General features: G+C 59.6%; 19 protein-coding genes. 9 read left to right on the top strand and 10 right to left on the bottom strand.

Annotation, left to right across the window (positions count from 1 at the left end):
• Positions 1-21: 21 nt before the first annotated feature.
• Positions 22-1,305, bottom strand: a complete 1,284-nt coding sequence (locus tag IEX57_RS05800; RefSeq protein WP_188703241.1) for a ClcB-like voltage-gated chloride channel protein — start codon at positions 1,303-1,305, stop codon at positions 22-24.
• Positions 1,306-1,411: 106 nt separating this feature from the next.
• Between IEX57_RS05800 and IEX57_RS05795 the strand changes: the two genes are divergently transcribed.
• The 3 genes from IEX57_RS05795 (at position 1,412) to IEX57_RS05785 (ending at position 4,965) form a co-directional block, all read left to right on the top strand.
• Positions 1,412-2,077 carry a response regulator gene (locus IEX57_RS05795; protein WP_188703239.1) on the top strand — a complete coding sequence of 222 codons (666 nt, stop codon included), beginning with the start codon at positions 1,412-1,414 and terminating at the stop codon, positions 2,075-2,077.
• Entirely contained in the window at positions 2,074-3,393 is a 1,320-nt protein-coding gene (locus IEX57_RS05790) for an ATP-binding protein (RefSeq protein WP_188703237.1), read from the top strand. Before IEX57_RS05795 ends, IEX57_RS05790 begins: the two co-directional genes overlap by 4 nt.
• A gap of 93 nt (positions 3,394-3,486) precedes the next feature.
• Positions 3,487-4,965, top strand: coding sequence for a DegQ family serine endoprotease (locus tag IEX57_RS05785; protein WP_188703235.1), 1,479 nt, complete (start codon positions 3,487-3,489; stop codon positions 4,963-4,965).
• A gap of 182 nt (positions 4,966-5,147) precedes the next feature.
• Here IEX57_RS05785 and IEX57_RS05780 read toward each other — a convergent pair whose 3' ends face one another.
• Positions 5,148-6,344 carry a class I SAM-dependent methyltransferase gene (locus IEX57_RS05780; protein ID WP_188703233.1) on the bottom strand — a complete coding sequence of 399 codons (1,197 nt, stop codon included), beginning with the start codon at positions 6,342-6,344 and terminating at the stop codon, positions 5,148-5,150.
• A gap of 256 nt (positions 6,345-6,600) precedes the next feature.
• Here IEX57_RS05780 and IEX57_RS05775 point away from each other — a divergent pair, with 256 nt between their 5' ends.
• Entirely contained in the window at positions 6,601-7,098 is a 498-nt protein-coding gene (locus tag IEX57_RS05775; protein ID WP_229708767.1) for a C40 family peptidase, read from the top strand.
• 71 nt (positions 7,099-7,169) lie between these two features.
• Here the strand turns inward: IEX57_RS05775 and IEX57_RS05770 are convergent, their stop codons facing one another.
• Together IEX57_RS05770 and flgM are read right to left on the bottom strand one after the other, a co-directional pair.
• The gene (locus IEX57_RS05770) at positions 7,170-7,640 is read right to left on the bottom strand and encodes a flagella synthesis protein FlgN (protein ID WP_188703229.1); all 471 of its coding nucleotides are present in this window, start codon (positions 7,638-7,640) and stop codon (positions 7,170-7,172) included.
• A gap of 95 nt (positions 7,641-7,735) precedes the next feature.
• Positions 7,736-8,047, bottom strand: coding sequence for a flagellar biosynthesis anti-sigma factor FlgM (gene flgM, locus IEX57_RS05765; RefSeq protein WP_188703228.1), 312 nt, complete (start codon positions 8,045-8,047; stop codon positions 7,736-7,738).
• A gap of 504 nt (positions 8,048-8,551) precedes the next feature.
• On the opposite strand from flgM, the gene IEX57_RS05760 reads away from it, so the two are divergent.
• Positions 8,552-9,520, top strand: coding sequence for an acetyl-CoA carboxylase carboxyltransferase subunit alpha (locus tag IEX57_RS05760; RefSeq protein ID WP_188703226.1), 969 nt, complete (start codon positions 8,552-8,554; stop codon positions 9,518-9,520).
• On the top strand, positions 9,489-10,838 hold the full coding sequence (gene tilS, locus IEX57_RS05755) for a tRNA lysidine(34) synthetase TilS (RefSeq protein ID WP_268238308.1): 1,350 nt from the start codon (positions 9,489-9,491) through the stop codon (positions 10,836-10,838). The genes IEX57_RS05760 and tilS overlap by 32 nt, the downstream gene beginning before the upstream one ends.
• Before the next feature lie 19 nt (positions 10,839-10,857).
• Here tilS and IEX57_RS05750 read toward each other — a convergent pair whose 3' ends face one another.
• Both IEX57_RS05750 and adh read right to left on the bottom strand, forming a co-directional pair.
• Positions 10,858-11,244 carry a DUF779 domain-containing protein gene (locus IEX57_RS05750; RefSeq protein ID WP_188703216.1) on the bottom strand — a complete coding sequence of 129 codons (387 nt, stop codon included), beginning with the start codon at positions 11,242-11,244 and terminating at the stop codon, positions 10,858-10,860.
• 55 nt (positions 11,245-11,299) lie between these two features.
• Positions 11,300-12,820 carry an aldehyde dehydrogenase gene (gene adh, locus IEX57_RS05745; protein ID WP_188703214.1) on the bottom strand — a complete coding sequence of 507 codons (1,521 nt, stop codon included), beginning with the start codon at positions 12,818-12,820 and terminating at the stop codon, positions 11,300-11,302.
• A gap of 284 nt (positions 12,821-13,104) precedes the next feature.
• Here adh and IEX57_RS05740 point away from each other — a divergent pair, with 284 nt between their 5' ends.
• On the top strand, positions 13,105-14,967 hold the full coding sequence (locus IEX57_RS05740) for a sigma-54-dependent Fis family transcriptional regulator (RefSeq protein WP_229708765.1): 1,863 nt from the start codon (positions 13,105-13,107) through the stop codon (positions 14,965-14,967).
• Between the two features lie 77 nt (positions 14,968-15,044).
• On the opposite strand, the gene dapE is transcribed toward IEX57_RS05740, so the two are convergent.
• The 4 genes from dapE to fadD form a co-directional block, all read right to left on the bottom strand.
• Positions 15,045-16,175, bottom strand: coding sequence for a succinyl-diaminopimelate desuccinylase (dapE, locus tag IEX57_RS05735; RefSeq protein ID WP_188703212.1), 1,131 nt, complete (start codon positions 16,173-16,175; stop codon positions 15,045-15,047).
• A gap of 58 nt (positions 16,176-16,233) precedes the next feature.
• A complete protein-coding gene (locus tag IEX57_RS05730; RefSeq protein WP_229708762.1) occupies positions 16,234-16,596 on the bottom strand; it encodes an ArsC family reductase in 363 nt (120 codons plus the stop codon).
• A gap of 80 nt (positions 16,597-16,676) precedes the next feature.
• Positions 16,677-17,819, bottom strand: coding sequence for a PilT/PilU family type 4a pilus ATPase (locus IEX57_RS05725; protein WP_188703210.1), 1,143 nt, complete (start codon positions 17,817-17,819; stop codon positions 16,677-16,679).
• 30 nt (positions 17,820-17,849) lie between these two features.
• The gene (fadD, locus tag IEX57_RS05720) at positions 17,850-19,511 is read right to left on the bottom strand and encodes a long-chain-fatty-acid--CoA ligase FadD (RefSeq protein ID WP_188703208.1); all 1,662 of its coding nucleotides are present in this window, start codon (positions 19,509-19,511) and stop codon (positions 17,850-17,852) included.
• A gap of 278 nt (positions 19,512-19,789) precedes the next feature.
• Between fadD and rimP the strand changes: the two genes are divergently transcribed.
• Both rimP and nusA read left to right on the top strand, forming a co-directional pair.
• Positions 19,790-20,218 carry a ribosome maturation factor RimP gene (gene rimP / locus IEX57_RS05715; RefSeq protein WP_188696900.1) on the top strand — a complete coding sequence of 143 codons (429 nt, stop codon included), beginning with the start codon at positions 19,790-19,792 and terminating at the stop codon, positions 20,216-20,218.
• Positions 20,219-20,280: 62 nt separating this feature from the next.
• A complete protein-coding gene (nusA, locus tag IEX57_RS05710; RefSeq protein ID WP_188703206.1) occupies positions 20,281-21,753 on the top strand; it encodes a transcription termination factor NusA in 1,473 nt (490 codons plus the stop codon).
• The last annotated feature ends 7 nt before the right edge of the window (positions 21,754-21,760 follow it).

Raw genomic sequence — 21,760 nt, 5'->3', positions numbered from 1 at the left:
TTCATGTCTGCGTGGTCACCGCTACGCCGAGGGTGGCGGGTTTTCCCGGCCAGAGTGGTACATGGTCGGCGCGCCCATCCAGCGCGATACAAACCAGGCCAGAGCGCAGGCCACCATCAGCGGCGCCACCACCTCGTAATCCCGGGTCATTTCAAAAATCATGACAATGGCCATGAGCGGCGCCTGGGTTGCGGAAGCCAGGAAGGCGCCCATGCCCAGCACTGCGTAGACGGTAGGGCTGGCCACGTGATGCGGAAACAGTGTTTGTGAGGCCATGCCAAACAACACGCCAATGGCTGCACCCATAAAAAGCGTCGGCGTGAACACCCCACCCACGGCGCCGGAACCGATGCTGGCGCTGGTCGAGAGCGCTTTGCACAGCAACAGCACCAGAACCATCTGCCAGGGCCACGCGCCGCGTAACAGATCGCTGACCACGCTGTAGCCATTTCCCCAGACTTCCGGCCGCCACAGCGAAATCACGCCGACAATCAGGCCGCCCAGCGCCAGGGTAACGGGCAAGGGTAGCGGCAGTAGGGCAAAGCCTTTGCGCGCACCATTGAGCAAACCCAGAAAGCATGGCGCCAGCGCGCCACACAACAAACCCAGCGTGATGTAGCCCGGCATTTCCCACGGCGAGACAAAACCCAGCGGCGGTATCTCGAAAATCGGCGCGGCATTCCACAGATGATGAAACAACTGGTTGCCGATCACCGCGGCGATCAGCAACGGCCCCAGGCTGGGCATGGCGATCGACCCCAGTACGATCTCTGCCACAAACAAGGTGCCGGCCAGCGGTGCGTTATAGGCACATGCCATGCCGGAGGCTGCACCGCAGGCCACCAGCAGCCGGCGTTCGCCAGTGGGCATGCGCGTCAACTGGCCCAGCAAGGAGCCGCCCAGCGCCGCCAGTTGCACCATCGAGCCTTCACGGCCCAGCGAACCGCCCGACACAATGCTGAGCAGCGAGGAGAGGCTGCGCACCAGACTGCCACGAATACTGACGCTGCCATCGCCGACGGTGACGGCTTCCATATAGTCAACGCGGGCGCGTCGTTGCGCGTCAGTCAGCAGATATTGCAAGACCAGCCCGGCACAGAGGCCGCCCGCCATGGGCAAGGCTACCCGCAACCAGCCAGGCAGGGCGCGTGCGGTCTCGACCAGGCCAAAGCCTTGGGCGCCGTTGATCCAGAACAGACAGAGCGAGATGATCTCGCGAAACAGCCACGTCGCCAGCGCACCGCCCACGCCCGCAAGCGCGGACCAGAGCAGCAGCATGGCAACATGGCGGGAAGAAGTCGGCATTCGGGTTATGATCGGGTGAGGCTTGCGCCAATCGTAAAGGTGCTCGCTACAATACAGGTCATTCAGACGCGCGTCACAGGCGTCATGGTGCAACGGGAGAATAGCAGTGCGGGTTTTGCTGGTAGAAGACGACGCAATGATCGGCGAGGCAGTACAGCAGGGCCTCAAGCCGCTGGGCATGACGGTGGACTGGGCGCGTGATGGCGGCGAGGGCGAGACTGCGCTCAATTGTGGCGAGCATGAACTGGTGCTGCTGGATCTCTCATTGCCGCGCAAGTCCGGCCTGCAACTCTTGCAAGGCATGCGGCGGCGCCAGGATGGCCGTCCGGTGTTGATCCTGACCGCGCGTGATACCGTGGAAAACCGCATTGAAGGCCTGGATGCCGGCGCGGATGACTACGTGGTCAAACCGTTTGACCTGCATGAACTGGCGGCCCGGATCCGCGCGGTGTTGCGCCGGCATGCCGGCCGGGTTGATCCGGTGATTGATCTGGGTGAGTTGCGCATTAACCCTGCCACGCGGGAAGTGTCGCTCAAAGGCGAGCCGGTGACCTTGTCAGCGCGCGAATACGCCTTGCTGGCGGCGCTGGCGGAACGCCCGGGTGTGCCGCTGTCGCGCTCGCAACTGGAAGAGCGTTTGTATGGCTGGGGCGAAGAGATCGGCTCCAACACGGTGGAAGTCTATATCCACGCCTTGCGGCGCAAACTGGGGCCGGACTGGATCAAGAACCTGCGCGGCGTGGGTTATTTTGTGCCCAAGGCCGCCGCATGATTTCAATCCGCAGACAACTGGTCGCCTCCTTGCTGGCGGTGCTGTGTGGCGCCATCGCGCTGGGTGCGGGCATTACGTTTTATCGTTCCCGGCAAGAAGCCAATACGCTGTTTGATTATCAACTGCGCCAAATGGCGCTGGCGCTGCGGGATCAGAGTTTCGCCCGCGCTTTGCCGGCGCCCACCAATGATCGCAGTGATTTCGACTTTGTGATCCAGGTCTGGAACGAACGCGGCATGCGCATTTACATGTCGCACCCCAACCGTGTCTTGCCGGATCAGGCGCAACTGGGTTTTTCTACGGTAGAAACGCGTGACGGCACCTGGCGGGCGTTTTCGATCCCGTTGGGCGAGGAAGTAATCCAGGTGGCGCAACCCATGCGAATCCGCAACCAGCTGGCGCTGATGGCCGCGATCCGAACATCCATGCCGTTCCTGGCCATGCTGCCCTTGCTGGCCGTGATCGGCTGGCTGGCGGTGGGGCGCGGACTCAAGCCACTGGAAGACCTGGCCGGCATGGTCGCCGCGCGCACGCCGGCCACGCTGGAACCCATTGAGGACAAGCGCGTGCCGGTAGAGGCGGGCGTGCTGGTCAACGCCATCAACTCGTTGATGGCGCGGCTGGGCCGCACGCTGGACGCGCAGCGCACCTTTACTGCCGACGCCGCGCATGAACTGCGCACGCCGCTGACCGCGCTGCAACTGCAACTGCAATTGCTGGAGCGGGCAGGGAGCGATGAGGAACGCCACGCGGCGCTGAACTCGCTGCAATCGGGCCTGAACCGGGCGACCCACGTGCTGCAACAACTGCTGACGCTGGCCCGCGCCGAGCCAGACAACCACAACCAGAACCTGAGCGATATTGATCTGGCCGAACTGGCCGGAGAAGTGCTGGCCGACCACCTGCCGCTGGCCGAGGCCAATGCGCTGGATATCGGCCTTGAACCCGCCGCCGGTGCCGCCCACGTGGTGGCCGACCGGGAAGCCGTGCGCACCATGTTTGCCAATCTGATCGGCAACGCCATCCGCTACACCCCGCAAGGCGGGCAGGTGGATGTCTCGACCGGGCTGAATGCGGAGGGTCAGCCGGTGTTCAGGGTGTGCGACAGCGGGCCGGGCATTCCTGCCGAAGAACAAGAACGGGTGTTCGACCGGTTCTACCGCCGGCCAGGCGAGACCGCTGCCGGCAGCGGCCTGGGGCTGGCCATTGTGAAAACACTGGCCCACAAAGAATCTGCGCGCGTGGTGCTGGGAAGTTCACCGCTGGGTGGACTGGCGGTAGAGGTAATATTTACCCCCAAAAACCAGCCTGCCTGAACATTCGTTCTGCGACTTTAAGGCTTGTTTAAGCCAGGCGGTTTTAATCTCCAATGCAACGGTCCACCAAGATGACTGCAAAGGAGCAATACCATGAAGACACCTCGATCCTGGAAAACCTCTGCCATTGCACTGGCACTGGCTGGGGTACTGGGCTTCTCCGTGGCAAAGATGAACCCGCACCTGCTGCCCGAAGCGGCCGCCAGTGCGCAACCGGTCGCTGCGCAAGCAGTGACCGGCGTGGCCTCGCCGCAGATGGCTTTGCCCAATTTCAGCGAAATCGTCAGCCGTTACGGCCCGGCGGTTGTGAACATCAGCGTGACCGGTCAAGTCAAAACGGCCAACCGCGCGCAACAATCGCCCGGTGTTGATCCGGACGATCCTTTCTATGATTTCTTCCGTCGCTTTGGTATTCCCGGCCCGCAAGGCGGGGGCGGCGAGCAGGCCCAACCGCTGCATGCGCTGGGTTCGGGCTTCATCATCAGCCCGGACGGGTTGATCCTGACCAATGCCCACGTGGTGGCAGACGCCAGCGAAGTAACGGTCAAGCTCACCGACAAGCGTGAATTCACCGCCAAAGTGCTGGGGGCAGACAAAGCCACCGACATTGCCGTGCTGCGGATCAAGGCGGATAACCTGCCAACCGTGAAGCTGGGCGAACCGGCCAGCTCGCACGTGGGCGACTGGGTGCTGGCGATCGGCTCACCGTTCGGCTTTGAAAACTCGGTTACCGCCGGGATTATCTCCGCCAAGTCGCGCTCTTTGCCCGATGAAGGCTACACCCCGTTTATCCAGACCGATGCCCCGATCAATCCGGGTAATTCGGGCGGCCCGCTGTTCAATCTGAATGGCGAAGTCATTGGCATCAACTCGCAGATTTACTCGCGCAGCGGCGGCTTCCAGGGCTTGTCGTTCTCTATTCCGATCGACATTGCCCGGAATGTGGAACAGCAGATTGTGGCGCACGGCAAGGTCACGCGTGGCCGCCTGGGCATCACCATTCAGGACGTCAACCAGGCGCTGGCACAGTCATTCGGGTTGAAGACGCCGTCCGGTGCGCTGGTCAGCGGGGTCGAACCCGATAGCCCGGGCGCCAGGGCGGGTCTGAAAGCGGGCGATATTGTGCTCAAGCTCAATGGCAAAACGGTCGATAACTCGAGTGAGTTGCCGCCCGCCATTGCGGCCATGGCGCCTGGGGCTGATGCGGCCATGCAGGTATGGCGCAATGGCAAGACGCTGGATATCACCGCCAAAGTAGGCGAGGCGCAGGATACCAGGGTTGCTGCGGCCAACCCGACGCAAGATCATGGCCGGCTGGGCTTGTCGGTACGCCCCTTGTCGCCGGATGAAAAACAGGAATCGGGCATTGCCGGTGGTCTGGTGGTCGAGCAGGTTGCAGGCCCGGCCGCTCAGGCAGGAATTGAACCGGGCGATGTTGTTTTAGCCATTAATGGCACCAACATTAACAGTGCAGATCAATTGAAGTCTCTGGTATCCAAAGCAGGTGACCATGTTGCGTTGCTGGTGCAGCGTGGGGATGCCAGGATTTTTGTACCGATCAATCTGGGCTGATTGCCGGCGGCATCCGGCAGGCGGTCTGGTTGATTGCAGGTTCGGCAGACCCTGCAAGCGGTAGTTGTACTGAAGTACGAAGTTTGATGTACCTGAAGTGTTATTGACTCTCCCTGATAAGCTCGGGGGCGTACCGCAAGGTCCGCCCCCTTCTTTTTTGCCGGTATGACAAGGCCAGGAAACTAGCGGCCCGCGTACATGTACTCACGGGTCAGTGGCAGCCGGTTCATGCCCGGGCCGCCCGCCTTGACGGCGACAATCTGGTTCAGCGAGATCCAGTCGTGCGTGAACCCGTAAGCGCAGCCGGCCAGATACACCCGCCAGATCCGGTATCTTTGTTCACCCGCCAGTTTGCGCATGTGTTCGCTATGCTCCTCGAACCGCTCGGCCCAGTGCTTGAGCGTCAGCGCGTAATGGCGGCGCAGGTTTTCCACATCCATGGGTTCCAGTCCGGCGGCACACATTTCCTTGAGCGTGAGGGCAATGTGCGGCAGTTCGCCATCGGGGAAAACATAGCGGTCAATAAAATCGCCGCCACCAAACGGCGTGTCGCCGGAATTGACGTCAGTGCTGGTAATACCGTGATTCATGACCACGCCGCCGTCGGCCAGCAGCGTATGAATGCGCCGGAAATACGATTCCAGATTCTTCAGACCCACGTGTTCAAACATGCCCACGCTGGTGATGCGGTCAAACTGGCCGGTCACGTCGCGGTAGTCTTGCAGACGCACTTCGCAGCGGTCGGCAATGCCTTCGCGGGCAATGCGTTCTTTGGCGTATTCATACTGGTTTTCTGACAACGTGACGCCGACCGCACGCGCGCCGTATTGCTTGACCGCACGGATCATCAGCGCACCCCAGCCGCAACCAATGTCCAGCAAGGTCTGGCCCGGCTGGATATTGATCTTGTTCAGGATGTGATCCAGTTTCTGGAGCTGTGCCTGATCCAGCGTGTCGTTTTCCGTGCGGAAATACCCGCAGGAATACACCATTTCCTTGTCCAGCCAGGCGCTGTAGAACTCGTTGGAGACATCGTAGTGGTAGGCGATCGCGTTCTTGTCAGTCTCCCGCGAGTGACGGCCGGTCCGCGCGGCCGGGCGGCCGTCGTCACCTTCGGCCGCAGCCAGCCGGGTGGCGATGTCCACCACGTCCAGCACATGACCTTCCAGATCGATTTCGCCTTCCACATAGGCTTTGCCCAGCGTATCCAGCGTCGGGTTGATGACATGACGCAGACTACCGGCGGTATTGGCAATCAGGGTCACGCGGGGTTCCGGGTGCAAGTCAAAGTGCTTGCCGTTCCAGAGCTGCAAACGCAGGGGGATGCCATGACTGCGCATACGACCCAAAAAATCCTCAAAAAGATTATTCCAGGGCATGTTGACCTCAGTTCAAGGTTGCAAATCATCATCACGGGCTTTCTAACGCCAGCCTTGAATTAAAAGTAGAACATCAAGCCCAAATGACCAGAAACTGATTAGACAAGAAACAGTTTCTGTTGCAATGAACTGTTGCCAGGCGCGCTTTTTGCCTGTCAGGGCCTGGCTTTTGGCTGGCAGCCAGTTACAATCGCAAACATCTGTATTGTGCGGGTTTGCCATGAAGTCAGTTTGCCGACCAGAACATGTGCTGTTGATGGCGCTGCTGCTGTTGGCCGGGTGTTCTTCCACGCCCCCTGTCAGCCGGCCGGCCCAGAGCAGTGTCAGTCGTCCGGTTGACCGCAGCGTCAGTACCATTCAGGTGCCGTCTGAAGATCGGCAAGAGGTTGTGCTTTATGCACTCAGCCTGCTGGATGTGAACTATCAGTTTGGTGGCGCCAACCCGGAAGCCGGGCTGGATTGCTCCGGTCTTGTGTATTTCATCTACAAAAACGCGCTGGGCGTGAAGCTGCCGCATAACGCCGCAGAAATTGCGCGCTTGTCACGACCGGTTGATCGCCAGAGCCTGCAGGCCGGTGATCTGGTGTTCTTCAATACCCTGGGCCGGCCGTATTCGCATGTGGGCGTTTATATTGGCGATAACAAGTTTGTCCACGCGCCCTCCAGCAAAGGCCATATCAAGGTGGAGTCGCTGAACTCGCCGTGGTTTGCCGCACGGTTTGAGGGCGGGCGCACGCTGATGGCGACCAATTAGCCGTTGCCGCGCCCCAAACAAAAAAGCACGTCAATGACGTGCTTTTTTGTTTGGCTGCAGATTTCTGGCGATCAGGCTTTGTCGCGGGTAATGGACCCGGGCCGGCCGCTGATCTGGCCCGTACCGGAATACACTTGCGAGCCATCGTCACGCTCTTGCACCAGATCGGCAACAAAACCGTCTACCAGCTGGCGGCGGGTGTCGATCAACTGGCCATTGCTGCGGTTGATGGCTGCGGCCTGACGGGCTTGTTCCCGCAGATTGTTCCAGGCGGCGACGCCAGCGGGCTGGTTGGCCTCGAACCAGCGTTGCACATCGGCTTGTTGCGTGGCGATGCCGTTGGCGGTAAACCAGGCTTCAACCAGGCCGGTGGCCTGTTCGGTGGCGTTGGCCGCTTGCTGTTTGGCTTGCAGCAGCCCGCCCAGCTCATCAATGCGATTGTTGACGAGACAATCCTGTTCCTGATGCAACAGTTTGAGCAGCGCGTCCAGGGCAGTGGAGGCGTTCTGGATCAGATCGGTGACGGATTGGGCTTGAACCACAGGCGTAGTCGCTACGAAGAAGAGAATTCAAAAACGCGGGCGTTGGAGTGAGTCCGCAAGCTGGTTTTACACCGCCGCCGCGGACATCACAAGTATTACTGGCTCAGCAGGTCTTGCACGCTGGAAAGCAGCTTGTCGGCAATGTTGTCAGCGCGCACGGTGAATTTGCCTTCGCTGATGGCCTGACGCAAGGAAGCAACGCGATCGCTGTCGAACACGCTGTTGTCGCTGCCTGTCTGGTCAGTCTGGCCCAGTTGTGCTGCGGCCGGATTGAGCGTGACGTTTTCCTGGGCGGCGCCAGCAGTGGTTTGTGTCGATGCGGACTGACTGGCAGTCGAAGACGAACGACTGGCGTCGGAACGCGAAGGCGTCGGCAGGGATACTTTGCCAGATTGGTCTATTTTCATGGTTACCTTTCCCGCCCGCCGGTACGGCAGGCTGCGCATTAACGTTTATTATGCCAATTATCGGCAGCGCACGTGGGAACTTTAGGGCTGATTTGCGTGTTTGGTAGCATCAGCGGGCCAAAAAGCCGCAAACCGCTTTGAGCCGCGTTCAGCCTGAACCAGAGCATGCCTGAGTACCCCGGTGGATGCCGGGTCGGGCAGACAAATGGCAGATGCTGCGGCAAAGGGGACAGTACAGACAGTCCGCCACCTGCCGCAAAGCCTTGGCGCACAAGGGTTGCGCCAGTTGTCATGGCTGTCAGGGCCGGCGCCGGGCCGTTTCTCCGACGTGCCGTGCTTGGGGAGGGCAGAACGTTGCTGTATAGTTGCGTGATTTTTGGGTTCCACCCCAGACCAAAAGAGCCGCCAAAGCCGCTAGAACAGGCGCGGTACAACAGTGGAACTCGACGCAATCTTACGCAATACCCAAAGCCCTGGCGGCTTCTCAGGGAAACATAAAACAGCATGAAGACCACTTTTCTGGATTTTGAACAACCGATCGCTGAACTCGAGAACAAGATCGAGGAACTGCGCTATGTGCAGGACGATTCGGCAGTCGACATCTCTGTGGAAATCGGTCACCTGGAAAAGAAAAGCCAGGAACTGACCAAAACCATTTACGGCAAGATCACCGCGGCCCAGATCGGCCAGGTGGCCCGCCATCCGCAGCGCCCCTATACGCTTGATTACATCAAGGCGCTGTTTACTGATTTCGAAGAACTGCACGGCGACCGTCACTACGCTGATGATGCGGCCATTGTGGGTGGTGTCGCCCGCTTTAATGGTCAGAGCGTCGTGGTGATGGGCCATCAGAAGGGCCGTGATACCAAGGATCGCCAGTACCGCAATTTCGGCATGCCGCGTCCTGAGGGGTATCGCAAGGCGCTGCGCTTGATGAAGCTGGCAGAGAAATTCAACCTGCCCATCCTGACCTTTGTCGACACCCCGGGTGCCTATCCGGGTATCGGCGCAGAAGAGCGCGGTCAGTCTGAGGCCATTGGCCGCAACCTGTTTGAAATGACCACGCTGCGTGTGCCGGTGGTCTGCACCGTGATCGGTGAGGGCGGTTCTGGTGGCGCGCTGGCGATCGCCGTGGCTGACCAGGTCATGATGCTGCAGTACTCCACGTACTCTGTCATTTCGCCGGAAGGTTGTGCTTCCATTCTGTGGAAAACGGCCGAAAAAGCGGCCGATGCCGCTGAAGCCATGGGCATTACCTCTGGCCGTCTGAAAACCCTGGGTCTGATCGACAAGATCATCAATGAGCCGGTGGGCGGTGCGCATCGCAATCACCAGCAAATGATGGTTGCCATGAAAAAGGCACTGACCGACGCGCTCAAGTCGGTGCAGGACAAGTCGATCGACGATCTGCTGGAAACCCGCTTTGAACGCCTGATGGCTTATGGCAAGTTCAAGGAAGTTGATCCTGGCTGATCGTTTGTCGGGCGAGCTTATCGTCGCCCGCCTGGCGCCTTTTTGCGCAGAAACAAGCCCGCCCGCCCGCGTTTGCGTGGGACTTTCCGGCGGGCTTGATTCTGTCGTGCTATTGCATCTTCTGGCTGCCGCCCGCAGCGCATTCCCGTTCCAGCTTGCCGCCATTCACGTGCATCACGGCCTGTCTGCACATGCAGATGACTGGGCCGCGTTTGCGCACGGCTATGCCGCCAGCCTCGGCGTGGACTGCCAGGTAGAACGGGTCACCCTCACGCAGCGGCGCAGTCACGGCATTGAGGCCGCAGCCCGCAGTGCGCGGTACGCCGCATTTGCCGCCACCGGAGCCGATGTGGTGGTCACGGCGCATCACCAGGGCGACCAGGTAGAGACCGTGCTGCTCAATCTGCTGCGTGGCAGCGGTTTGCCAGGCCTTGCGGCCATGCCGCTGGCGCGCGCGCTTGATGATCACGCAACCTTGCTGCGCCCTTTGCTGGATGTGCCGCGCAGCGCATTGCTGGACTACGCCCAGGCGCACGCGCTGAGTTGGGTTGAAGACGAAAGCAATCAGCAGACGGATTTTGATCGCAATTTCCTGCGGCTCAAGGTGATTCCGGTCGCGCAAGAAGCGTTTCCTGCTCTGGCAACCAGCATCACGCGCAGTGCCCGGCATATTGCTGAGGCGCAAGCCTTGCTGGATGAACTGGCGCAAAGTGATTTGCCGCAATGCGTGGCAGATGATGCCTTTGTGCTGGCCGCGCCGCTCAGCCCGCTCCGACTGCGTCACGCCTTGCGCCACTGGCTGGCCGGCAAGGGGTTGGTGCTGGATACGCGCGCGTTTGACGAGCTTTGGCGCACGGCCACTGAGGCCGCCAGCGATAGCCAGCCCGCGCTGATCTGGCGCAAGCACGCGGTGCGACGTTATCGCGATCGTCTCTCTGTCACGCCGGCCAATGTGCAACCGGGGCCGGTCACCACTGTGGCCTGGAGTGACGCCGCGCCGACGGCAGTTGCCGCATGGCATGGCCAATTGACCTGGCAAACAGTGGAAAAGGGCGGCATTGCGGCCCGCCACTTGGCGGTTCCGCTGACGCTGGCGCCCTGGCAGGGCGCTCGTACCCTGCGCCTGCGTGCTGATGGCCCGGCACAACAACTCAAAACACTGGCCCAGAGCCGCGGCATCGCGCCGTGGGTGCGCAGCATGACGCCCTTGCTGCTGGCGGGCGATCAACTGCTGGCCTGGCCCGGTGTGGGCGTCGCCGCAGCGTTTCAGGCCGCCGAGGGTGAAACCGGCTGGTGGCCGGTCTGGCAACCGGATTAATCCGGCCTGGCGCTATCATTCAGGCCGCCAATGGCGCTGGGTGTTGCGCCAGCCATGCCCACTCTTCGTCTGAGTACAGCCGTGAGCGGGTGAGAAAGCGCAGCCCGGTCGGGCGTTCCAGAGAAAACATGCCGCCGTTGCCGGGGATGGCGTCGATGTTGAGCTGCGTGTGTTCCCAGTAAGAAAACTGGGATTCGCTCATGTAAAACGGCACGCCGCCAATGTCGCCCAGATAGACATCTGACGAGCCCACCATGAATTCGCCTTTGGGAAAACACATCGGCGCGCTGCCATCACAGCAGCCACCGGACTGGTGAAACAGCAAATCGCCGTGTTGTGCCTTGAGTTGTTCAATCAGCTTGAGTGCATCGGGTGTGGCTGTTACCCGTTCAACAGTGTCGGTCATGCCGCCTCCCTGATTGCGGGCAGCCGCTGGCCGCCCGCATACCGGTTTATGTCGATCAGAAGAAACCCAGCGCCTTGTCGGAGTAGCTCACCAGCAGGTTTTTGGTCTGCTGATAGTGATCGAGCATCATCTTGTGGTTCTCGCGACCAATGCCCGATTGCTTGTAGCCGCCAAACGCGGCGTGTGCCGGGTAGGCGTGGTAGCAATTGGTCCAGACGCGGCCGGCCTGGATTTCCCGGCCAAAGTGATACGCCCGGTTCACATCACGCGTCCATACGCCGGCACCCAGGCCGTAGAGTGTGTCATTGGCAATCTCCAGCGCTTCGGCTTCATCTTTGAAGGTGGTCACCGAGACCACCGGGCCAAAGATTTCTTCCTGGAAGATGCGCATCTTGTTATTGCCTTCAAACACCGTGGGCTTGATGTAGTAACCCTTGGTCAGTTCGCCGTCAAAACGGGCGGGCTCGCCACCAGTCAGGCAGCGCGCGCCTTCTTGTTTGCCCAGATCCAGATACGACACGATCTTCTCGAACTGCTCTTGCGAGGCCTGGGCGCCGATCATGGTATTGCCATCCAGCGGATGCCCCTGACGGATGGCCTCAACGCGTTTGACGGCCCGTTCCATAAAGCGCTCGTAGATCGATTCCTGCACCAGCGCGCGTGAGGGGCAGGTACACACTTCACCCTGATTGAGCGCAAACATGGCAAAGCCTTCCAGTGCTTTGTCAAAGAAGGCGTCGTCCGCCCGCATCACATCGTCAAAAAAGATGTTCGGGCTCTTGCCGCCCAGTTCCAGCGTGACCGGAATCAGGTTCTGGCTGGCGTATTGCATGATCAGGCGGCCGGTGGTGGTTTCCCCGGTAAAGGCAATCTTGGCAATGCGCTTGTTGCTGGCCAGCGGCTTGCCAGCTTCCAGCCCGAACCCGCTTACGACATTGAGCACGCCCGGCGGCAGCAGATCACCAATCAGGTCCAGCAAGACCATGATCGAGGCCGGTGTCTGTTCCGCCGGCTTGAGCACCACGCAGTTGCCTGCCGCCAGCGCCGGCGCCAGTTTCCATGTCGCCATCAGGATCGGGAAATTCCACGGAATGATCTGCCCGACCACGCCCAGGGGCTCATGAAAATGGTAAGCAATGGTGGTGTGGTCGATCTCGGAGATGCCGCCTTCCTGCGCCCGCACGGCGCCGGCAAAGTAGCGGAAATGATCAATCGCCAGCGGGATATCTGCTGCGCGGGTTTCGCGGATGGGCTTGCCGTTGTCGATGGTCTCTGCCACGGCCAGCAGTTCCAGATTGGCTTCCATGCGGTCCGCGATCTTGTTCAGGATATTGGCGCGTTCGGCCGGCGAGGTCTTGCCCCAGCTGCCTTTGGCGGCGTGGGCGGCATCCAGCGCCAGTTCAATGTCGGCCGCTTGCGAGCGCGGCACCTGGCAGAACGGTTCGCCGGTGATCGGGGAGACATTGTCGAAATACGCGCCATCGACCGGGGCAACCCACTTCCCGCCAATGTAGTTGTCGTACTGTTTGCGGTACGGAAACGGCAAGTTCAGAAACTTCATCTCAGCGTGGTTCATTTGACCGGTTCTCCTCTTTGAGTGGGTCAGGTGCGATACCTGTGCCAGCCCGGGCGGGCTAACCGGTTTATTGCAAGGTGCATGCCATGGGCCGATTCGTGCTCAGAAAACAGGCAAGACGCTGATATTTATGGGGTTTTTTGTGAGTGGCCGCGCTGTACAACGCGGCTTTTGCGCCATTGTGCAACAGGTGTTACATTGATCCGTGAACACTCAAGGCTTTGATTCGAAAGAAAAATCTGGTTGCACTGCAACATGGATTCATCAACTTGAGGAACGCGCTGGTGCCTCACTCTGCTTCCCCGTTTCCCGGCGTGGGCGATCCGCTGGCCTATGCCTTGCCGCTGGATGTCACCACGCTGCAAAGCGCCCACGCCCGCTCGCGCGGGTTTGGCCTGACCGAGAACATCCGCCCTGATTACGCCTTGCTCACCCCCAATGCGCTGGCGCAAGAGGTCGATCGCCACCGCCTGTTTTACCAGCACGCGCTGCCGCTGGTAGAGACGCTATATCAGCAGATCGCCAACACCCACAGCATGATTGTGCTGACGGATGCCTCCGGTCTTGTGCTGCACTCGCTGGGTGATGATGATTTCCTCGCCAAAGCGCAAAAGGTGGCCTTGCAGCCCGGGGCGGTCTGGACCGAGCAAAACCAGGGCACCAATGCCATTGGTACAGCGCTGGCAGAATTGCGGCCGGCCACGGTGCATGGTGATCAGCATTTCCTGAAGGCGAACCAGTTTCTGACCTGCGCCAGCGTGCCCATTCTTGACCCGCAAGGCGGGCTGTCTGGCGTGATTGACGTGACAGGGGACTACCGCGGCTATCACCGGCACACCATGGCGCTGGTGCGCATGTCGGCGCAGACGCTGGAAAATCAGCTGCTGCGTGATGCGTTTACCGACGTGCTGTATCTGGGATTTCACGGCCGGCGCGAGTTCGTCGGCACCTTGATGGAAGGTATCGCCGCGTTCTCGCTGGATGGTCGCCTGCTGGCCATGAACGCCAGCGCGCGCTTTCAGTTGGGGCTGGATGACGAAATCACCGGCATGCGGTTTGACCAGTTGTTCGACCCCGGTATGGAACAAGTGCTGGCGCGGTGTCAGGCGGCGGGCGAGGGCTGGGTGCAACTGTGTCTGCACAACGGCGTGCTGGTGCAGGCGCGGGCGCAGTTGCGCATGCGGACTTTACCGGTGCCCAGTCGTCCGGCGCCACGCTTGTCGCGGCTGGGGTATCTGAATACCGGGGATGCGCAACTGGCGCGCGTGCTGGAGCGGGTCGGCAAAGTGCTGGGGCGCGACGTACCCGTGCTGGTCACCGGTGAAACCGGCACCGGCAAGGAAATGCTGGCGCAGGCCATGCACGCAGACTCGCCCCGCTCGGACAAACCCTTTGTGGCGGTCAATTGCGCGTCGATCCCTGAAACGCTGATTGAATCGGAGTTATTCGGCTACGCCGATGGTGCCTTCACTGGCGCCCGGCAAAAAGGGCATCGTGGCAAGATTGTGCAGGCCCATGGTGGCACCTTGTTTCTGGATGAAATCGGCGATATGCCACTGGCCTTGCAGGCGCGACTACTGCGCGTGTTGCAGCAGCGGGAAGTCATGCCACTGGGCAGTGCCCAGGCGATTCCGGTCGATATCGCGCTGATCTGCGCCACGCATTGCGACTTGCCGACCATGGTGCAGGCGGGCGGGTTCAGGGCTGATCTGTACTACCGCATTCAGGGGCTGACGGTGCGTTTGCCGCCCGCGCGGGAACGGACCGATCTGGCCGCCGTGATCCGCAAGATGCTCAATGCCGAAAGCACGCCAGCCGTGCGCTATACGCTGTCTGCGCAGGTGATGGATTTGTTCCTGGCGTATGCCTGGCCGGGCAATTTCCGCCAGTTGTACAACGTGCTGCACACCGCCTGCGTGCTGGCAGGCGACGAGACGGAGATCACGCTGGCGCATCTGCCCGATGATTTTGTAATGCTGGCCGAAGCGGGCGATGTGCTGGACGGCGCGGTCAACAGCGGGCGGCTGGCGAGTGTTACCCAGGCGGCGATTCAGGCTGCGCTGGCCGAGCACGACGGCAATGTGTCTGCCGCCGCCCGCGCGCTGGGGGTGTCGCGTAACACCATCTACCGCAAGCAACGGCACTGATGCGGCCTCAAGGAGCATGACGATGATGGACAAAAAAGCCGCGATATTCGCGGCTTTTTTGTCACATGGCGTCCTGATCAGGCAATCAGTTTTTCCAGCACGCGGCGGTATACGCCAGAGAGCCTGGGTAGGTCGGCCACGGCCACGCACTCATTCAGCTTGTGGATAGTGGCATTCAGAGGGCCGAATTCGACCACTTGCGGGCAGAATTTGGCAATAAAACGCCCGTCCGATGTACCGCCCGTGGTCGACAATTCCGGCGTGATGCCGGTTTCTTCCTGAATGGCAGACTGCATGCTACTCACCAGTTCGCCCTGGCCTGTCAGATACGGCTCGCCAGAGAGCGTCCAGCTGATCTCGTGCTCCACGCCGTGCTTGTCCAGGATGCTTTCCAGTCGGGCTTTGAGCGTATCGGCGGTGTTTTCGGTCGAGAAGCGGAAGTTGAACAGCACTTCGACCGTACCCGGAATGACGTTGGTCGCGCCGGTGCCGCTGTGCATATTGGAAATCTGCCAGGTGGTCGGCGGGAAATACTCGTTGCCCTTGTCCCACTCGGTGATCGTCAGCTCCGCCAGCGCCGGCGCAAAGCTGTGAATCGGGTTCCTGGCCAGGTGCGGGTAGGCGATGTGGCCCTGCACGCCATGCACGATCAGATGACCAGACAGCGAGCCGCGGCGGCCGTTCTTGATCATGTCGCCAAATTGTTGCGAGCTGGTCGGTTCACCGACAATGCAAAAGTCGATCTGCTCATTCCGCGCGGCCAGGGTCTCGATCACTTTGACGGTGCCATCGTGCGCCGGGCCTTCTTCATCGGACGTAATCAGATAAGCGATCGAGCCTTTGTGGTTGGGGTGATCCTGCAAAAAGGCTTCGGTTGCGGTAATGAACGCCGCCAGCGATGCCTTCATATCGGCAGCGCCACGGCCGTACAGCATGCCGTCGCGGATGTCCGGCGCAAACGGGTCAGAGTGCCAGCGATCCACCGGGCCGGTGGGCACCACGTCGGTATGACCGGCGAACACCAGCACCGGGCCGCTATCGCCCTTGCGTGCCCACAGGTTGTCTACCTCGCCAAAACGCAGGTGCTCGATACGAAAGCCCAGATCAGACAGCCGCCGCGCCATGATGGTCTGGCAGTCGGCGTCATCGGGGGTGACAGAGGCACGGCGCATCAGCGCTTCGGTCAGTTCCAGGGTGGGATCGCTCATTGTCTTCGGTTTTTCTCGTGGTTCGTTCAATAAACTGGTTTAACGCGCCAGACGGGTTTCAGGCCTGGCGAAAAAGGTTTTCATACAACTCGGGTTTATAGCCCACCGTGATCTGGCCATTGCGCTCCAGTACCGGGCGCTTGATGACAGACGGCTGGGCCAGCATGACGGCGATGGCCGATTCGGCATCGACCACGCCCGCTTTGGTGGCGTCATCGAGCTTGCGCCAGGTGGTACCCTGACGGTTCACCAGCGGCTCCCAGCCGGTTTGCGCAATCCAGCCCGCCAGCAATTCATGGCTGACGCCATTTTTTTTGAAATCGTGCCACGCATAGTCGTGGCCTTGTTCGCTGAGCCAGGTGCGGGCTTTTTTGACGGTGTCGCAATTGGGAATGCCGTAAAGCTTCATGGGAATACTCATTCAAAAATGAACCGGCGCGCTGCCGGCCAATTGAAAAGGGCCGCTTTTTGAGCGGCCCTGATTATGCGGCTTAACGCGGATCAATGCAGAGAAATGTTGAAGTTCAGATCCGGGGCTTCGGCTTCGCCGGTTTTTTTGCCGGACGAGGCATCTTGTTCTTCTACGGTCTGCGCGTTGTTCACCATCCAGGACAGGTTGGTGGCGGAATCCGCATTGCGCAACGCTTCGTCCAGTTCGACTTCGCCGGCACGGTAGAGGCGGTACAGCGATTGCTCGAAGGTTTGCGAGCCTTCGGCCAGACTTTGCTCCATCGCTTCCTTGATGTCAGACAACTGGCCATCGCGGATCAGTTCGGAAATCCGCGCGGTATTGAGCAGGATTTCTACGGCCGGGATCAGCTTGCCTTGCTTGTTGCGGATCAAGCGCTGCGAAATGATGGCCTTGAGCGAGGTCGACAGGTCATACAGCAAGCTTTCACGCGCTTCTTGCGGAAAGAAGTTCACCATCCGCGCCAGCGAGTGATAACTGTTGTTGGCGTGCAGCGTGCTGATACACAAGTGGCCGGCCTGCGCGTACTGCATGGCGTAGGTCACGGTTTCGCGGTCGCGCATCTCGCCAATCATCAGCACATCCGGCGCTTCGCGCATGGCGTTTTTCAGTGCGTCATTAAAGCTGTGCGTATCGACACCCACCTCGCGCTGGTTCACAAGGCTCTTTTTGTGGGTGTACAGATACTCGATCGGGTCTTCCATGGTCAGGATGTGCCCGGGGTGATTCTGGTTGCGGTGTTCCAGCATGGCCGACACGGTGGACGACTTGCCGCTGCCGGTCGCGCCCACCACCAGAATGATCCCACGCTTTTCCATCACCAGGTCTTTCAACAGGCCCGGCATGCGCAATTCTTCCAGCGTGGCGGCGTTGGGCTTGATAAAGCGCACCACCATGGCCACGCTGCCGCGGCTTTTGAAAACGTTGATCCGGAAACTGCCGATGCCTTCCAGCGCCATGCCCATGTTCAGTTCCAGATCTTTTTCGAACTTCGCAATCTGCTGCGGGTTCATGATCTGGTAGACCAGTTGCTTGACGTGGTCGGCACCCAGAACCTGATTGTTGACCGGATAGCACACGCCCTGGATCTTGATTGTGATCGGCGCATTGGCCGACAAAAACAGGTCAGAGGCCTGGCGTTCCGACATCAGTTTGAAAAACGGCATCAGGTTCACGGCAATTCCCTCCCGATCTTTGCTTTTGATTTATCCCTGACGCAGTTCTCTTCGCAGAATCTTGCCCACATTGGATTTGGGCAGTTGATCGCGGAATTCAACCTGGCGCGGGACTTTGTAATTAGTCAGTTGCTCACGGCAATACGCAATGATTTGCGCTTCCGTGAGGGTTGGATCTTTCTTTACCACGAAAATCTTCACGGCTTCGCCGGACTTGTCATCCGGCACACCGATGCAGGCTACTTCCAGCACGCCCGGATGTTTGGCCACCACGTCTTCCACTTCATTGGGATACACGTTAAAGCCCGACACCAGCACCATGTCTTTCTTGCGGTCGGCAATGCGGAAAAAACCGGTGGGGGACATGATGGCCACATCGCCCGTGCCCAGGAAGCCATCGGCACCCAGCACCTTGTCGGTTTCATCCTTGCGCTGCCAGTAGCCTTTCATCACCTGCGGGCCCTTGATAAAGAGCTCGCCAGCTTCACCCGGCGGCAATACCTGACCTTGATCATTGCGGATCTGGGCATCGGTCGACGAAATCGGCAGGCCAATCATGCCATTGTATTCGCGCAGCGTCATCGGGTTGATCATGGCCGCAGGGGAGGTTTCAGTCAGGCCATAAGCCTCTACCAGCGTGACGCCAGTGACTTTTTTCCATTTGTCAGCGACGGACTGCTGTACCGCCATACCGCCGCCCAGCGTCAGGCGCCAGGTGGAAAAATCCAGCTTGTTGAAATCTTCGTTGTTCACCAGCGCACCAAACAGCGTGTTCACGCCGGTAATGGCGGTCACCGGATATTTGCCCAGTTCTTTGACAAAGCCCGGAATATCACGCGGGTTGGTAATCAGCAAGTTGGTGGCGCCCAGCTTGGTGAAAATCATGCCGTTCGCGGTGAGCGAGAAGATGTGATAGAGCGGCAGGGCGGTGACGATCAGTTCCTTGCCATCACGCACCGCGCCGGAAATCCACGCGTGGGCCTGCTGCATGTTGGCCACAATATTGCCGTGCGTCAGCATGGCGCCTTTGGCCACGCCGGTGGTGCCACCGGTGTATTGCAAAAAGGCCAGATCATCATGCGTCAGGCGTACCGGGCTGAAATGCAGGCCCTTGCCGATCTTGAGCGTGGTGTTGAACGGCACGGCGCCGGGCAGCGAATATGCCGGAACCATCTTCTTTACATATTTGACGACGCTGTTGACCAGCATGCGCTTGGGGAAATCAAGCATGTCGGCAATTTCGGTCACGATCACGTGCTTGACGTTCGTGTTGCCAATGGCTTTTTCCAGCGTGTGGGCAAAGTTGGCGACGATGACAATGGCTTCGGCACCCGAGTCTTTCAACTGGTGTTCCAGTTCGCGCGGGGTGTAGAGCGGGTTGACGTTCACCACTACCATGCCGGCCTTCAGAATGCCGAACAGCGCCACCGGATATTGCAACAGGTTAGGCATCATGATGGCCACGCGCGCACCGCGCGCCAGCTTCAGATCCTGTTGCAGGTAAGCTGCAAATGCCGTGGTCAGCTCATCGAGCTCGTGATAGCTGATGGACTTGCCCATATTGATGAACGCAGTCCGGTCAGCGTATTTCACCAGCGTTTGCGTGATCACGTCTGGGATCGACGAGAACTCGTTCATGTTGATCTCGCGCGGGATACCGGCGGGATAACTGGAAAACCAGGGGCGGTCCATGTTTGTCTTCTCCATGTTGAACCTGCAGATGGGTTCTTGTTTTGGCGATACTCTAGTGCCGGAACGTATAACCAACAAGCAGGTTATCCAGTCAGGCGTCCGGGTTTACGGCAGAGTTTCGCCAAAGTCTTGTTTCTGATAGAATCGGGTTTATCCCCTGGTGAGGCGTTTTACGATCAAGTGATCGGGACCCGCACGCAGCAGGGAGTGCTTGAGAATGGGCGCTGTTGTAGCAGCCCATTTTTTGTTTGCGAAAAGGATTTTGCGTTTTTATGGCAGTGAGTCTGCAAAGCGTGCTTGAACTGACCGTCCCGGGGCTCGGATACGAGCTGGTGGATGTGGAACTGGCCCAGAACGGGCTGGTCCGCATTTTCATCGACAAACCGGGCGGCATTACCGTGGAAGATTGCGCCACGGTCAGCAACCACCTCCAGCGTTTGTTCGAGGTGGAAAACATTGGCTACGAGCGACTGGAAGTCTCGTCGCCCGGGCTTGATCGCGCGTTGAAAACGCCTGCTGATTTCGAGCGCTTTGCCGGCCAGATGGTGCGGGCAAAACTGCGCCTGCCGCTGCCGGACAAACGCAAGCGTCTTCTGGGCAAACTGATTGGCTATGAAGACGGCCGCGTTGTGATTGAAGCCGATGGCGAACGCATCAGCCTTGAAATGGCACAGATCGATAAAGTGCGTCTGGAACCGCAGTTCTGATTCCAGACGGTGAGTGAATACCGACAATACAGCTGGCCGGGCTTTGCCGGGGGAAATAGACAATGAGCCGTGAAATTCTGTTGCTGGTCGACGCACTGGCGCGTGAAAAGAATGTAGAAAAAGACGTCGTGTTTACCGCGCTGGAACTGGCGTTGGCTTCGGCCACGAAAAAGCGGTATGACGACGAAGTGGATGTGCGTGTCTCTATCGACCGTGAGTCGGGCGACTATCGCAGCTTCCGCGTCTGGACCGTGGTGGAAGACAACGACCACGAAGAGCCGTCGCGCCAGATCGCCATTACCGATGCGCCGGATTACGACAAGAATCTGAAGCTGGGCGACACCTGGGAAGAAGAACTCGAACCGATCGAGTTCGGCCGTATTGGCGCACAAACCGCCAAGCAGGTCATTCTGCAGAAAATCCGCGACGCTGAGCGCGAGCAGAACCTGAACGACTTCCTGGAACGTCGTGAGCACGTTGTCAACGGCACCATCAAGCGCATTGAACGCGGCAACGCGATCATTGAACTGGGCAAGCTCGAAGCCGTGCTGCCGCGTGACCAGATGATCCCCAAGGAAAACCTGCGCGTGGGCGACCGTGTGCGTGCTTTCCTGTTGCGTATCGACCGCCTCGGTCGCGGTCCGCAACTGGTGTTGAGCCGCATTGCGCCGGATTTCATGGGCAAGCTGTTTGAAATGGAAGTGCCGGAAATCGAAAACGGCCTGATCGAACTGAAGGGCATCGCCCGTGACCCTGGCATGCGCGCCAAGATCGCGGTCAAGTCCAACGATCAGCGTGTAGATCCGCAAGGTACATGTATCGGCGTGCGCGGTACCCGCGTGAATGCCGTGACCAACGAACTGGCTGGTGAACGTGTCGACATCGTGCTGTGGTCTGCTGACCCGGCGCAATTTGTCATCGGCGCCCTGAGCCCGGCCGACGTGAGCTCCATTGTGGTGGATGAAGAAAGCCACGCCATGGATGTGATCGTTGACGAAGAAAACCTCGCCATGGCCATTGGCCGCGGCGGCCAGAACGTGAAGCTTGCTTCTGAACTCACGGGCTGGAAACTGAACATCATGACCGTGAACCAGGCCGAAGAGAAAAACGAAGCCGAATTCACCAAAGTCCGCGAGCTGTTCGTCAAAGCGCTGGATGTGGACGAAGATGTGGCCGACGTGCTGGTGCAAGAAGGCTTTAACACGCTGGAAGAAGTGGCCTACGTGCCGCTGAACGAAATGCTCGAGATCGAGGCGTTTGATGAGGATACCGTGAACGAGCTGCGCGCCCGTGCCCGTGATGCCTTGCTGACCCAGGCCATCGTGCATGAAGAGCAACTGGAGCACCAGACTGAAGATCTGAAGAGTCTGGAAGGCATGACGGCAGAACTGGCCGGCAAGCTGGCAGAACACGATATCCATACGCGAGACGACCTGGCCGAACTGGCTGTCGACGAACTGGTGGAAATGACCGGTATCGCCGACGACGATGCCAAACAGCTGATTATGAAGGCCCGCGAGCATTGGTTCGCATAAGGCGGGA

The organism is Silvimonas iriomotensis (assembly GCF_014645535.1).
GTDB lineage: Bacteria > Pseudomonadota > Gammaproteobacteria > Burkholderiales > Chitinibacteraceae > Silvimonas > Silvimonas iriomotensis.
Note: the sequence above shows the minus strand (reverse complement) of the source record. Positions and strands in the feature narration are given on the sequence as shown.

Excerpts from the sequence above, each read along its gene's own strand:
- IEX57_RS05800 (WP_188703241.1), bottom strand. The coding sequence starts at position 1,305 with ATGCCGACTTCTTCCCGCCATGTTGCCATGCTGCTGCTCTGGTCCGCG.
- IEX57_RS05790 (WP_188703237.1), top strand. The coding sequence starts at position 2,074 with ATGATTTCAATCCGCAGACAACTGGTCGCCTCCTTGCTGGCGGTGCTG.
- IEX57_RS05785 (WP_188703235.1), top strand. The coding sequence starts at position 3,487 with ATGAAGACACCTCGATCCTGGAAAACCTCTGCCATTGCACTGGCACTG.
- IEX57_RS05780 (WP_188703233.1), bottom strand. The coding sequence starts at position 6,344 with ATGCCCTGGAATAATCTTTTTGAGGATTTTTTGGGTCGTATGCGCAGT.
- IEX57_RS05775 (WP_229708767.1), top strand. The coding sequence starts at position 6,601 with ATGGCGCTGCTGCTGTTGGCCGGGTGTTCTTCCACGCCCCCTGTCAGC.
- flgM (WP_188703228.1), bottom strand. The coding sequence starts at position 8,047 with ATGAAAATAGACCAATCTGGCAAAGTATCCCTGCCGACGCCTTCGCGT.
- IEX57_RS05760 (WP_188703226.1), top strand. The coding sequence starts at position 8,552 with ATGAAGACCACTTTTCTGGATTTTGAACAACCGATCGCTGAACTCGAG.
- tilS (WP_268238308.1), top strand. The coding sequence starts at position 9,489 with ATGGCAAGTTCAAGGAAGTTGATCCTGGCTGATCGTTTGTCGGGCGAG.
- IEX57_RS05750 (WP_188703216.1), bottom strand. The coding sequence starts at position 11,244 with ATGACCGACACTGTTGAACGGGTAACAGCCACACCCGATGCACTCAAG.
- adh (WP_188703214.1), bottom strand. The coding sequence starts at position 12,820 with ATGAACCACGCTGAGATGAAGTTTCTGAACTTGCCGTTTCCGTACCGC.
- dapE (WP_188703212.1), bottom strand. The coding sequence starts at position 16,175 with ATGAGCGATCCCACCCTGGAACTGACCGAAGCGCTGATGCGCCGTGCC.
- IEX57_RS05730 (WP_229708762.1), bottom strand. The coding sequence starts at position 16,596 with ATGAGTATTCCCATGAAGCTTTACGGCATTCCCAATTGCGACACCGTC.
- fadD (WP_188703208.1), bottom strand. The coding sequence starts at position 19,511 with ATGGACCGCCCCTGGTTTTCCAGTTATCCCGCCGGTATCCCGCGCGAG.
- nusA (WP_188703206.1), top strand. The coding sequence starts at position 20,281 with ATGAGCCGTGAAATTCTGTTGCTGGTCGACGCACTGGCGCGTGAAAAG.